Origin of the sequence: Galbibacter sp. (assembly GCF_035306585.1) — a bacterium.
GTDB lineage: Bacteria > Bacteroidota > Bacteroidia > Flavobacteriales > Flavobacteriaceae > Galbibacter.
On the sequence record NZ_DATGNU010000046.1, the window covers coordinates 55,543 to 68,708 of the forward strand.

Consider the following 13,166-nt stretch of genomic DNA (forward strand, 5'->3'; position numbering starts at 1 on the left):
TGTTTTATCATTGATTCAAGGCATAAAATTAAGATTAATTTATTGTGTGAGGCTTCTGTTGTCTAAAATGTTTACTTTTGCCCTTGAATTTATGGTTCCTAAGTTGTATAATTCAAATAGGATGAAAAGGGAATACGGTGTAAATCCGTAGCTGTTCCCGCAACTGTAAGCTTTATGTAGTGAATCTAGTAACTACAAACGTACTTTTTTGGTGTTTTAACTATGCCACTGTTCAAATCTTCTAAGGATTGGATGGGAAGGCGAATCAAAATAAAAGCAAGCCAGGAGACCTGCCTAAATTCAAAAAAACATTGTCAAACTTTCGGGATAAAAGTTGGCGTATGGTTTTTCCATACTTTTTTCCCTTTTTACAACATTAAAATATGAACAAAAGAGTACTTTCTTTTTGTGCTTTAGGTATTCTATGTACCCTTGGCTACTCTCAAGAAATGAGTGTATTGGATGAAACTGAAATTCAGCAATTAGATGCTGTTGTGGTAAGTGATTCCAGATTTGAATTAAAACGTGAAAACTCTGGTAAAACGATCATTACCATCACCTCCGAAGAGCTTCAAAGAAATCAAGGACGAAGTCTTTCCGAACTGATCAACACCAAGAGTGGTATAGAGATCAATGGAAGTCGAAGTAATGCTGGACAGAACTTATCCTATCTGATTCGAGGTGGTAATAACCGGCAAGTACTATTTCTAATTGATGGAATTGTAGTAAGTGACCCATCCCAGATAGCGGGTGATTTTGATTTAAAACTCGTTGATCTAGCCAATGTTGAGTCGGTAGAAATTTTAAAAGGAGCCGCAAGCACCTTATATGGGAATGGTGCTGCTACCGCTGTTATTAACATTCGAACCAAACAAGCAGAGCCTGATAAGATTTCGGCCACTTTTCAAAGTAGTATAGGTAGTAATCAATCTTCTGATGAGCATTCTTTTTCCCCTGCAGACTTTCGAAACAATCTCAATGTCAATGGGCAGCTAGATAAATTCAGCTATCTAGTTGGATTTGGCCAACAATATACCAATGGACTTTCCGCAGTAATAGGGGAGGAAGAGGATCCCTTTAACCGAATCAACACCAATGTTAATTTTGGATACCAGTTCTCGGATCGATTTTCTGTAAATGTGTTGGGATACTACGATAAATTTAAGGCTGATTTTGATTCATCCTCCCCAATGGTTGATAGTGATAATTATTCTCAAAGTGAGCAATTCAGGGTGACGTTATCCCCTGAATACCGTTATGCACAAGGACAACTCAATGTCAATGCTTCATTCAATGAGATCCATCGCGATATTTATTCGGAATTTCCCAATGCCTATGAGGCTAAAAGTACGGTTGTAGATGCCTACAACAGGTATAAATTTGGTGATCAACTTTATACCATTTTAGGATTGAACTATGTTCGCCAGCAAGCAACTTTAGGAGCTGATACTGATTTTTCAACTACTGATCCTTATGCCAATGTGGTTTGGGTATCTGATTTTGGTTTAAATCTTAATCTTGGTGGTCGATTGAATAATCACAGTGAATATGGAAGTCATTTTACTTATAATTTCAATCCTTCCTACACTTTAAAGCTCAATGGCAGTTATTTAAAATTCCTTGGTTTTTATAGTAGTTCCTATATTGCACCAACCTTACCACAGCTTTTTGGAGCTTTTGGGGCGAATCCAAATTTAAAGCCCGAAGAAAACCAAACTTTTGAAGCAGGGATAGAATTTAAAAGTGATCATTTTAGATGGAGTGGGCTATATTTTAATCGCAAGGAAGAAAATTTTATTGATTACCTCCTTGATATAGAAACAGACCAGTGGCGTTATACCAATATTGAAGACCAATTTACGGTCCATGGGATGGAGCTCGAGGCCGCTTACAACTTGGGGGATAAACTAGGTATTACTGCAAACTATACCTTTACAGAGAATCGAGATAAGGTAGTTCTTAGAATTCCAAAACATAAAATAAATGCACATGTGAACTACCAGTTATTTTCAAGCACTGCTTTTAGCCTCGGATATCAATACACAGGGGAGCGTTTAGATACTGATTTTAGCACCTTTGAAAATGTAAATTTGAAGGCTTTTTCGCTTCTTAATTTTTCTGCTAATCACCAGGTGTCAGATCAATTTACCGTGTTTTTAAACTTGGATAATATAACAAATCAAGACTATCAGGAACTTGTGGGGTATACCACAAGAGGAAGAAACCTGCGATTAGGATTTCGCCTGACCTTATAATAAAAAAGCCGAGTAGTTCTTTGTTTTAAAGCAACTACTCGGCTTTTTTATGATCTTCAAAAGGGATGGTTTCCTATTATTTTAAGAGTTCTAATTCAGAAGGAAGCATAAACATTTCAGTACTAAACTTCGGTCCTTGGATTTTACCAGCTTTGTCAAGGGTCATAGTGGATAAGGTTTGTCTGGCACTAATTCCTGTAATATCATCAATGGCCGTTTTAAGGAGTGCTTCACCTGGGTCTCCAAAGGGCTTTATCGATGCAGCAAAAGATGCTTCGTCTACCGCTAGATCAGGAGTAAAACCATTGTCATAGTCACTTTGCCCTTGGCTATTGGTTATTTGAAATACGATCGGCTGCATTCCGATATTGTGATTTGGATTTCTGTTTTCAGCATCTGTAAAATCACCTTCAGAATCATATACGGTGATGGAACCTTCATTTTTTCCAACAGTTGTACCTCCAACGACTATGACATCCATATAGGGACGCAAACCATTTATAATCATTTCACTTGCCGAAGCGGTATAACCAGTTGTAATTACGTATACACGACTAAGGCCATCTAATCGATTTATATCAATATCTGCGCCTTCTTTATAAGCTCCAGTTGTTTTATCATAGAGCCAAGCCTGGTTAAAAAATGGATACGTAGCTCCTTGTCCTCTATCTCTTTTCTGGTTGTAGACCAAGTTTGCAAACACATCATTTTCAGATGTGCCCCCTTGGATCATACTCGCTAAAAACGCGGAGGTTATCACTGATCCACCACCATTATAACGCAAATCTAATACGAGCTCATTGATGTTCTCATTTTTAAACTGCCCAAAGACATCATTAAGTTCCTCGTGATAGGTATGTACAAAGCTGTTATAGACTAAATATCCTATCTTGGTACCTGCAGTTTCAATAATGTCATGGTAATACACTGGATTTTCATTTAAGATCACTGGGGAAAGGGTAATTTCATCTTCGTATACGAAGGTACCTTCTACCACCTCAGCAAAACCTATAGAGATAGAACTCTCGGTATATAATTTATTGATTAGATTAACATTGTTTCCATTAAGTCTTGTTCCATCCACACTGTAAATGAGATCTCCACGCTCAATACCAGCATCACTGGCAGGGGAATTTTCTGTTACATAGCCAACATATACCACTACATCTGTTTTGGTGTTGTCTGTATAAACTGCAAATCCTAGGTTGATTCCGTAGGATTCCGAAATACCTCTAAAGGCATTAGCCTGTGCTTCTACATCTTCAATATACCATGAAAAATCATCTTCTTGGGTATAAACCAAATCGCTGAACAGATCTTCAGGATCTGAATACTGATTTAAATAAGTGTAATAATTGTCTTGATTGTCATCCTTGGTATCGGCTAGATCCTCAACTTGGCTTTGGTAGTAGTACCAGTAATTCATCCCTTTCCAAATAAAGTCATTGACTTCATTGTTGAGTTCTACTGCTGTTGGGTCTGGATTGTCGACATCGTCATCATCTTTACTACAACCAAAGCTTACAGCTAGTAGTAGAAGAATGATCCAAGCGTTTTTTAATTTGTTATTCATACTTTTGGTTATTTGAGGTAAAGTGTTGAAAATCAACTTTTTTGAGTTTTAGTAAAAGTAAGTTCATAGTTAGAGGTGTAAGATTACTTACATTTGGCGAATTAAAAAAATAAATTGTAACAAAATTTAATTGTGATCGTCTTGATTTTAGAACGCTATTAAATAAGCATTAAGCAACCAATAAAATGCAACAAAGGGAGTTTTTAAATACAGTAATGCCTTTTAAAGATAAGTTATTCCGACTTGCTAAACGGTTGTTAGTTTCCACAGAAGAGGCGGAGGATGCCACCCAAGAAGTGCTGATGAAGTTGTGGAACAATAAAGACAAGATAGGGCAGTACAACAATGTGGAAGCTTTTGCTGTTACAATGACTAAAAATTACTGTTTGGATCGTTTAAAGTCTAAACAAGCTGGAAATTTAAAACTCGTTCATTCGAATTATACCGATGAAAGTGTATCGTTACAAGGTAGTATAGAGGTACGCGATAGTTTGGGGTGGATCAGTAAGATCATAAGTAAGCTCCCTGAGCAGCAACGGATGGTGTTGCAGTTAAGAGATATAGAGCAATATGAATTTAATGAAATAGAAGAAATGTTATCGATGAAAGCTACTGCAGTGCGTGTAACCTTATCCAGGGCACGAAAGGCAGTACGGGAAGAATTAACAAAGACGCACAGTTATGGAATCAGTAGATAGAATAGAAAAATTATTGGAAAAATATTTGGAGGCCACAACCACTGTAGCTGAAGAAAACGAATTAAGGGAATATTTCACCAAGAGTGATGTAGCCCCACATTTGCAACACTACAGTGTGATGTTTAATTATTTCTCCATAGCCAAAGAAGAACGAAGTACACGCGAGATCCCAGTAAAACCTGGAAGAAAACCTTATTATTTAGCCTGGGCTAGCATCGCAGCTGTAGCCGTACTTGCTTTTGGTATTTATTTTGGCAGTGAAGAACCTTCTTCTCCTTATGATAAACTTTTTGCGCAGGGTTACACAGAGGAAGAAATTGAATCTGCACAGATGGCCATCATGCTATTCACAAATAATTTTAAAAAAGGAGTAGAAGGGGCAAGCTATCTGGAGGAATTTGAAAAAAACACTAACCGTTTCATTTTAAACAATTAAAATTAAAAAGATTTAACTTCAATAGTATGAAAAAGTATTTAGTAATAATTATGGTTGCATTGTCTCCGTTAATGACACAAGCACAAAGTATTTTTGATAAGTATGCTGAAAATTCAGAGGTGACCTATGTTGCGTTACAGCCGAAAATGTTTCAAATGCTTAGTAAAATAAGTGTAAGTTCGGATGATCCAGATGCACAAGCGGTTTATGATTTGGTCAACAACATCACTAGTTTTAAGGTGATTACCACTGAAAAAGTGGAGATTACTAGAGATTTGGATAATTGGGTTACCAAGCATTTGAGTAAGTCAAATTTTGAAGAATTGATGCGAGTGCGCGATGGGGATGCAAATGTGAAATTTTATGTAAAGGAAGGGAGCGATGAGTTTCATGTCGAAGAATTGATCATGCTGGTTACTGATTTAAATTACGAAGATTTAGAAATCGCTGGCCAGAAGCCAGAGACCGTATTGTTATCTTTAACAGGTAATATCGATCTACGTCAGCTCTCAAAACTTACCTCAAAAATGGATTTGCCAGGAGGTGATCAACTCGGTAAAGCAGGACAAAAACACAAGTAAATCTAAGAACAATATAGGAACCTCCTTAAATCGGGAGGTTCCTTTAATTAGTCAACAATAATTCAATCCATATGAAATACATTGGTAATTACATAGCCGTGCTGCTTCTTAGTGTAGCATTTTTTTCTTGTTCAAATGGTTCTCCTAGTTTACAGGAGTATTTTGTAAACCAAAACGAGAATTCAAATTTCATTTCTTTAGACATCCCATCTAGTATTTTAAGTGTCGATAATAGCATGCTTTCAGCTCAGCAGAAACAAGCATTTGAATCTGTCAAAAAGCTCAACATACTGGCCTTTAGGTTGAATCAAGAAAACGCTTTAGAATACGAGAAAGAAAAACAAACCATCAGTGAGATTTTAAAAGATGACAAGTATCAAGATCTAATGGTTATAAACAGTGGGTCACACCGTGGTACGATAAAGTATTTAGGTAGCGATGATGCTATTGATGAGGTAATTATATTTGGTAGTAGTGATGATGAAGGTCTTGCATTAATCAGGGTCCTTGGAAAAGATATGAAGCCTGAGAATATGATTACATTAGCGAAAGCCCTTGAGAATGGAAGTGTAGATGTTTCTGGTCTGGAAGGTCAATTAAAAGGGATTTTTGAGAAAAAGTAATTTGTAATCTTAGGCAAGGACATAGTTGCTAATAGTCATTAAAAAAGCCCGAAGGATTTACCTTTGGGCTTTTTAGGAGATAGTAACTGACCCTGCTAAATTCCTGTGTAATTAGCAGGGGTAATTTGTTTTAATTCTTCTTTTATGGCATCTGAAACCTCAAGAGTGTCAATGAAATTAGCGATGGATTCTTGGTTAATTACATGATTGGTTCGCGTAAGGTTTTTTAGCGCCTCATATGGATTCGGATAGGACTCTCTTCTGAGGATGGTCTGAATAGCTTCAGCTACCACAGCCCAATTTTTCTCTAAATCTTCTTCGAATTTCGCTTTATTGAGCAGTAATTTATTCATGCCTTTTAAGGTAGATTCAAAAGCGATCAACGTATGAGCAAATGGTACGCCAACATTTCTTAGCACAGTACTATCGGTTAGATCTCTCTGCAATCTTGAAATCGGTAGTTTAGCTGATAGGTGTTCGAAAATTGCATTGGCGATTCCTAGATTTCCCTCTGAATTTTCAAAGTCAATAGGATTTACTTTATGAGGCATCGCTGATGATCCAACTTCGCCTTTTTTAATGCGTTGTTTAAAGTAATCCATGGAAATATAAGTCCATATATCCCTATTGAAATCTATAATTATGGTATTGATACGTTTTAAGGCATCAAACAAGGCTGCGATATGATCATAGTGCTCGATTTGCGTGGTTGGGAAGGAGTGGCGTAATTGGAGGGTTTCCTCGACAAACTTTGCTCCAAAAGCTTTCCAATCGATCGCTGGGTATGCTACCAAATGTGCGTTGTAATTTCCTGTAGCCCCGCCAAATTTAGCTGCAATTGGGATTGTTTTTAGGCTGTTGAATTGCTCGGCAAGCCTAACGATAAATACCTGGATCTCCTTGCCTAACCTAGTAGGGGAAGCTGGCTGGCCATGCGTTCTAGCAAGCATTGGTACGTTTTCCCATTCCGAGGCTAAAGATTCTAGCTTGTCGATCAAACGCTCGTAACTTGGAAGGTAGCTGTGTTCTAGTGCCTCCTTTACAGAGAGCGGTATGGCCGTGTTATTGATATCTTGCGATGTAAGACCGAAATGGATAAATTCCTTAAAGGCATGTAATCCAAGGTTGTCAAACTTTTCTTTGATAAAATATTCAACTGCTTTTACATCGTGGTTTGTGGTCTTTTCAATTTCCTTAATGGCTAAGGCGTCCTCACTATTAAAGTCCTTGTAAATGTCTCTGAGCTTTGAAAATTGAGCGTTGTCAAACCCTTTTAACTGTGGAAGAGGAATTTCACAAAGCGCAATGAAATATTCAATTTCAACACGAACACGGTATTTAATAAGCGCTTCTTCTGAAAAATAATCAGCTAATTTGTCGGTTTTGCTACGATACCTCCCATCGATAGGAGAAATAGCCGTTAAGGAAGTTAATTGCATGTTTTCAAATAATTAAAAATCACTGAAACGCTAAAGTTCTACAGTGATTCTAGTTAAGATCCCACTGGGATTTAAATTAAAAGCACAAATTTAATCTTATAAGAGTAAAGGGTCAACTTATTTGTGAAAAACTTAAACTCAAATTTTGTTAAGAATATGCATAGCACGTGCTTTATAGGCCATGGTATGGTTGGGAATTCCCTTTTGAAGGATAGCTTTGAGTTCAGGGTGCACCCAAATGAACACTATACCCAGTAAATGTAATGTCTCCATAGCATAGGCTTTGGTGGCAACTTTTTCATCATTCATCAGCCAGTCAAAATTTATCTCCACCAGTGATGCTAGATCGGTCTTATCAAGGGCTTCTATGGTGCTTTTATCAGAATCAAGGAAATAACGCTGGCAAAGGAGCATGCAGATTTTTGCACAGCAACGTTTGGATGATTTATTTTCAATAAAAGGAAGCTGATCTATAAAATGCTTTAAATATGGATGTATCCATGAAAGCTTTGCGATGCATACATACTCTAATACCCAACAGGCTGGCTTGCCAAGTCGTGCATCATTACTAAGGCTATAGTCCATTAAAATTGGAAATATCGCTTGATTGTTAAGAACTTGATCTGCTAATTGTTGTCGGTGCGCTTTGTAGGCCTTTAAAGATTGAATTTGCGATTTAAATTCCATAATTATTGCCATAGGGAGTATAGAGGATCGCTGTGATTTATAAAAATATACGGTGTTCACTTATGTGGTGTCCTTGAAGTTTTTTACATTTATTAAAAATAGAAAAATATGAGGGCATTTAAAAATATTCTCTTTGTGATATTCACTGCACTTGTTGTCATGCAATTTTTTCCGCCAGAACTTAATAAGGCCGATACAACACCGCCCACAGATATCATTTTAGCCACTAGTCCTCCAAAGATTATAGAGGCTACCTTGACAAATGCCTGTTATGACTGTCATTCTAATTCGACTCGCTACCCTTGGTATACTGGAATAGAACCAGTGTCCTATTGGTTTGATTCCCATATAAAGGAAGGTAAACGGCATTTGGATTTTTCCAAATGGGAACATTATTCCGCAAAGGAAAAAATACATAAGTTAGAGGAGATTACAGAAGCTGTAAACCAAGGGTGGATGCCGCTAAAATCATATCGATGGCTACATAAAGATGCTAATTTAACCCAGGAAGAAATTAAAGCGATTACGGATTGGGCTGCATTGCTACAGCTTAATTATCAGACAGTAGATCTACCGCAATAGGCACCCCCACAGTAGCCTTCTCTGCTATAATTTTTAAATCGGTAATGGCGTGTTCGGTGATACTAGGGTTAGGGTCAATGAAGTATAGTGGTACACCTGGCTTTTTGTAGTCTACCAACCCTGCGGCTGGATATACTTGCATCGAAGTTCCAATGACCATAACAATGTCAGCTCTGCCCACAATAGCCGCTGCTTCTTCGAGTAAAGGGACCGCTTCACCAAACCATACAATATGAGGGCGTATTTGCTGATGGTGTTTGCATAAATCCCCTAGTTTGATGTCCTGCGTCCAAGGAAAAATAAGCTGAGGGTCTACAGTGCTTCTTGCCTTTAATAATTCTCCATGAAGGTGAATTACACTGCTACTTCCAGCTCGTTCATGTAAATCGTCTACATTTTGGGTTATAATGTCTACACAAAATTGTTCCTCTAATTTTGCTAGGGCTAGATGTGCAGCGTTAGGCTTAACCTCTAGTAATTGCCTGCGTCTTTGATTGTAAAATTCAAGTACTAATTCGGTATTGTTTTTCCAGCCTTGTGGAGTAGCTACTGTCATCACATCATGTCCTTCCCATAAACCATCGGCATCTCGAAAGGTTTTAAGACCACTTTCTGCACTGACCCCTGCTCCAGTTAGCACGGCAATTTTTTTCATTGTTTTTTATTTAGTATTAGTGTTAAATACTATCCTTTCCGTCGTCGTCTTTTTTTGCTTTACTTATCTGAGCTACGCCCTTTTGAAGTAGAAGATTGTTGGGATAGGTAAGGAGCTCACCTTCATCGCTACGGATATGAATATGAAATGCTCTAATATCCTCAATAAGGCCTTCTGTTGGAAAATCCTTGTCTTGGATACGGATACGGTCTCCAATTTTAAAAGGGAATGAAAAGAAAAGTATAATTCCAGCGGTGACATTGCTTAAAATAGACCAAACAGCAAAGAAAGCCACCCCTATAACGGCAAAGGCAGAAGATATAAACCACCCGAGATCATCGATGTTTACGCCCCAAAACATACTGATGATAAAAATGCCAATAGCGCTGATAAAAAGGTTAAAATACTTAAAGATGAGCCGTGTTCTATTTGGGTCTAATTCACCCATTTTCCCCACCCTTTTAATTGCTTTGTATATAAGAAAACGAATTAAAAGAAAAACGACAACAACGATGAGCGTTTGTAATAATTGTTTTTGATATTCTTGGAATAGTTCTAGCATAAATTAAAGTCCTATAAGTGTCTGACAAAGATACATTAGCTTTTACATTTTTTAACCCAATGAACCTTTAAATTACTGCAACATACAGAGTTTTAATTTATATTTACATTAGTTCTTCAAGGGGTTTGTGTCACTGGAGACTACGATCAAAGATAATAAGGAATTTTTTCTTGGATTAATTGTTTGTGTTGAAACTTTTAAATGGGTATTGCTATGGATAAGGCTTTACATCATGGATGATGCCGAAATTTTTACTCATTTCAAAAGAGTGGAATTCGTATATTTGTGTAAGGCAACTTGATTGTTGTTGAATTTTCGGAGTTTAAAGGTGATTAAAAAAAAAGACATGAATAACATTTTTAGTGTAAGTCGAAGTGCTGCTAGTGTTGATTTAGCATTATTAATTGCACGAGTAGGTATTGGAGTCTTAATGCTAGTACATGGTATATCTAAGATTCCAATGCTAAGTCAGTCTCCAATTCAGTTTTATGATTTTATGGGGTTAGGTGATCAGGTGTCCCTTTGGCTAGCCTTATTTGCTGAGATTGGTTGTTCTATTTTAATTATTTTTGGATTTGCAACTAGACTTGCAGTGATACCACTTATCATAACAATGTTTGTAGCGGTATTTATTATTCATGCTGAGGATCCATTTGTAAAGCAAGAGATGGGACTGCATTATATACTCATTTATGTGATGCTGTTGTTAACTGGAGCAGGTAAGTATTCCATTGATTATCTTATTTCGAAACGTTAATTTCCTAAGAGCCCATTGATGTAGGTAGAAGGGGGTGAAGGGAAAGTTTGTTGAAAAGAGTTATCGACTGTTTACCAGCTGCATATGATATGTTAATTAAATTATATTATTGACATGGTGTTGTAGGTGAACTGGTGATTAGAAATTATACTCCTTAACATAAATAACTATATGGCACAAAGTAGAAGACTTCAAAAAGTACTGTTTTTGGGCTTATGTTTATTAGTTGTGGTTGGGGTTATCGCGCAACTGTTTTTCACCTCTAAGGTAAAAGATTTCCTTGAAAAGCAAACTCCGAAAGACATCACTTTAAATTATCGGAACTTAGGGACAAATGTTTTTTTAGGGAGTATTTCTCTAGAGGATCTTAAACTTTCCTCGGAAGGATTCGAACTCGAATCAAAGGGTATTAAGATTTCTGGATTGCATTTTATACCCCTTTTAAAAAACGGTGATATTGTCATCTCGGAGGTATCTCTTGAGAAACCTTTTATTGCTTTAGAGGAAAAGAAAAATAGTTCATCCGAGGGTTCGAATAACCAGTCCCTAAAGCGTATTTTTTTTGAAAAATGCCACATTGAAAATGGTCAACTTCAGATCTTGTCACAGGGAAACGGTAGCGGTGGTCTTAGGATTGAAAACATAGATCTTCTACTTAGAGAGGTGACCTACAATGAACAAACACGAGCGCATGTGATCCCTTTTAGCCTGAAGGATTATAGTTTGAGCACCAAAAAAGGATATTACGATCTCAGCGCACTTGAATACATTAAATGGGAGGATCTTCATATCGATACCAGTATAGGGCACATTAATAAACTGGCAATTCAATCAAAATATACCAAAGAGGAGCTTTCCAAAAAACTTACCGTGGAACACGATCATTACGATATAGTCTTTGATTCGATTGGATTTGCGGAACCAGATTTTGGACTTGATTCACAAAGTCCGAAGTTGCATTTTTCAAAAATGCACATTGAGGGACCAGATATAGGTGTGTATCGAGATAAACTACTTCCTGATGATACCACTCATAAAAAACTTTATAATCAAACCCTCCGAGATTTGGATTTTGATCTTAAGATAGATTCAATAGCTGTTTTTAACGGAAAGGTTAGTTACCAAGAGCGCGTTGCTGCCGATGTAAAACCAGAGCGATTAATTTTTACAGAGGTCCACTCGCAGATACTTAATACCCATAGTAGGGGTAGCGGATTAGTAGAAGTAGCTATTGATGCAAAGTTGATGGGGGACGGCCCACTAACGCTAAATTGGTCATTTGATCCGATGAAGCCTAATAACGAATTTATGGTCAAAGGAAGCTTGGCTCAGTTTGATTCCTCTAAAATTAATCCATTTTTAAGAACCAATATGAAGGCTGAAGTAATAGGGAGTATTCACCAGATGTACTTTACATTTAGCGGGCATGAATTCGGGTCTAAAGGGGATATGAAAATGAAATACGATGACTTTGAGTTTTTGGTACTTAAAAATAATCGTCTTGGGGTAAATAAGCTACTCACAGCGGTGGTAGGTATTTTTACAAATGATGGAAATCAAACTGAAGAGGATGGCTTTCGTTATGGTTCCTATGAAGTTGAGCGAGATCGAGAAAAATCCTTTTTCAACTTACTCTGGCTAAATGTCAAGGAGGGACTAATAAAGACCGTATCAGGTAATGGTAAAAAGGAATAAAGGCGTGGAGCCTTTTACGGATTACTGAGATTTACGAGTTCTTCAAGAGTGCGATACACCTCATATACTGGTAGTCCGACCACATTAAAAAAAGAACCTTCGATTTTTTCAATTCCAATTTGACCAATCCATTCTTGAATACCATAAGCACCTGCTTTATCATAAGGTTTAAAAGTATCTACGTAATAGTTGATTTCTTCATCGCTCAGTATTTTAAAATACACCTTGGTGGTGTGATTCAAGGTTTTCTCCACTTTTGTAGTGCTAAAGCAAACGGAGGTGATTACCTCATGCGTTAGCCCTGATAGGGATTTTAGCATGGCAACAGCCTCTGCGCGATCATTGGGTTTTCCTAAGGCTTTATTTTGGTGCCATACAATGGTGTCAGAAGTAATTAGGATGTCATGATCTTTGAGCTCATCTTTGTGAGGTAGCGCTTTTAATTGCGCTAGATAATCAGAGATTTCAAATTTGTACAGTCTTGGTGGATATTCTTCCACCACTTTTTTTAATCGAATCTCTACCGCTAGCCCCAGGTCTTTAAAAAACTGTTGTCTTCGAGGAGAGCCCGAGGCAAGAATGATGTTGTAATTCTTAATACGTTGATGTAATAACATGGATGG

14 protein-coding genes and 1 riboswitch are annotated in these 13,166 nt (G+C 37.3%); of the genes, 8 read left to right on the forward strand and 6 right to left on the reverse strand.

Going from position 1 to position 13,166, the window contains the following annotated elements; genetic code table 11:
* The first annotated feature begins 74 nt into the window (after positions 1-74).
* Positions 75-312: riboswitch (cobalamin riboswitch) on the forward strand.
* Between the two features lie 71 nt (positions 313-383).
* Entirely contained in the window at positions 384-2,255 is a 1,872-nt protein-coding gene (locus VKY50_RS05325) for a TonB-dependent receptor plug domain-containing protein (RefSeq protein ID WP_324299614.1), read from the forward strand.
* A gap of 76 nt (positions 2,256-2,331) precedes the next feature.
* On the opposite strand, the gene VKY50_RS05330 is transcribed toward VKY50_RS05325, so the two are convergent.
* On the reverse strand, positions 2,332-3,828 hold the full coding sequence (locus tag VKY50_RS05330) for a S41 family peptidase (RefSeq protein ID WP_324299616.1): 1,497 nt from the start codon (positions 3,826-3,828) through the stop codon (positions 2,332-2,334).
* 185 nt (positions 3,829-4,013) lie between these two features.
* Between VKY50_RS05330 and VKY50_RS05335 the strand changes: the two genes are divergently transcribed.
* From VKY50_RS05335 to VKY50_RS05350, 4 genes are all read left to right on the forward strand, one after another.
* Positions 4,014-4,526, forward strand: coding sequence for an RNA polymerase sigma factor (locus tag VKY50_RS05335; protein ID WP_324299618.1), 513 nt, complete (start codon positions 4,014-4,016; stop codon positions 4,524-4,526).
* Complete coding sequence (locus tag VKY50_RS05340) at positions 4,510-4,962, forward strand: hypothetical protein (RefSeq protein WP_324299620.1); 453 nt, start codon at positions 4,510-4,512, stop codon at positions 4,960-4,962. Before VKY50_RS05335 ends, VKY50_RS05340 begins: the two co-directional genes overlap by 17 nt.
* Positions 4,963-4,988: 26 nt before the next feature.
* Positions 4,989-5,543, forward strand: a complete 555-nt coding sequence (locus VKY50_RS05345) for a DUF4252 domain-containing protein (protein WP_324299622.1) — start codon at positions 4,989-4,991, stop codon at positions 5,541-5,543.
* A gap of 71 nt (positions 5,544-5,614) precedes the next feature.
* Positions 5,615-6,166, forward strand: coding sequence for a DUF4252 domain-containing protein (locus tag VKY50_RS05350; protein ID WP_324299624.1), 552 nt, complete (start codon positions 5,615-5,617; stop codon positions 6,164-6,166).
* A 95-nt stretch (positions 6,167-6,261) separates the two neighbouring features.
* On the opposite strand, the gene purB is transcribed toward VKY50_RS05350, so the two are convergent.
* Together purB and VKY50_RS05360 are read right to left on the reverse strand one after the other, a co-directional pair.
* Positions 6,262-7,605, reverse strand: coding sequence for an adenylosuccinate lyase (purB, locus tag VKY50_RS05355; RefSeq protein ID WP_324299626.1), 1,344 nt, complete (start codon positions 7,603-7,605; stop codon positions 6,262-6,264).
* A 138-nt stretch (positions 7,606-7,743) separates the two neighbouring features.
* Entirely contained in the window at positions 7,744-8,292 is a 549-nt protein-coding gene (locus VKY50_RS05360; protein WP_324299628.1) for an adenylosuccinate lyase, read from the reverse strand.
* 108 nt (positions 8,293-8,400) lie between these two features.
* Here VKY50_RS05360 and VKY50_RS05365 point away from each other — a divergent pair, with 108 nt between their 5' ends.
* Positions 8,401-8,874: a heme-binding domain-containing protein gene (locus tag VKY50_RS05365; protein WP_324299630.1), complete on the forward strand. Its 474-nt coding sequence runs from the start codon at positions 8,401-8,403 to the stop codon at positions 8,872-8,874.
* On the opposite strand, the gene VKY50_RS05370 is transcribed toward VKY50_RS05365, so the two are convergent.
* Positions 8,843-9,529, reverse strand: coding sequence for an SIR2 family NAD-dependent protein deacylase (locus VKY50_RS05370; protein ID WP_324299632.1), 687 nt, complete (start codon positions 9,527-9,529; stop codon positions 8,843-8,845). The genes VKY50_RS05365 and VKY50_RS05370 overlap by 32 nt on opposite strands.
* A 22-nt stretch (positions 9,530-9,551) precedes the next feature.
* Positions 9,552-10,091 (reverse strand): mechanosensitive ion channel family protein, encoded by a 540-nt coding sequence (locus VKY50_RS05375; protein ID WP_324299634.1) that lies wholly within the window; start codon positions 10,089-10,091, stop codon positions 9,552-9,554.
* A gap of 346 nt (positions 10,092-10,437) precedes the next feature.
* Here VKY50_RS05375 and VKY50_RS05380 point away from each other — a divergent pair, with 346 nt between their 5' ends.
* Positions 10,438-10,848, forward strand: a complete 411-nt coding sequence (locus VKY50_RS05380; RefSeq protein WP_324299637.1) for a DoxX family protein — start codon at positions 10,438-10,440, stop codon at positions 10,846-10,848.
* A 171-nt stretch (positions 10,849-11,019) separates the two neighbouring features.
* Positions 11,020-12,543 carry an AsmA family protein gene (locus tag VKY50_RS05385; RefSeq protein WP_324299639.1) on the forward strand — a complete coding sequence of 508 codons (1,524 nt, stop codon included), beginning with the start codon at positions 11,020-11,022 and terminating at the stop codon, positions 12,541-12,543.
* Between the two features lie 14 nt (positions 12,544-12,557).
* On the opposite strand, the gene VKY50_RS05390 is transcribed toward VKY50_RS05385, so the two are convergent.
* Positions 12,558-13,160 (reverse strand): Maf-like protein, encoded by a 603-nt coding sequence (locus VKY50_RS05390; RefSeq protein ID WP_324299641.1) that lies wholly within the window; start codon positions 13,158-13,160, stop codon positions 12,558-12,560.
* Positions 13,161-13,166 lie beyond the last annotated feature (6 nt).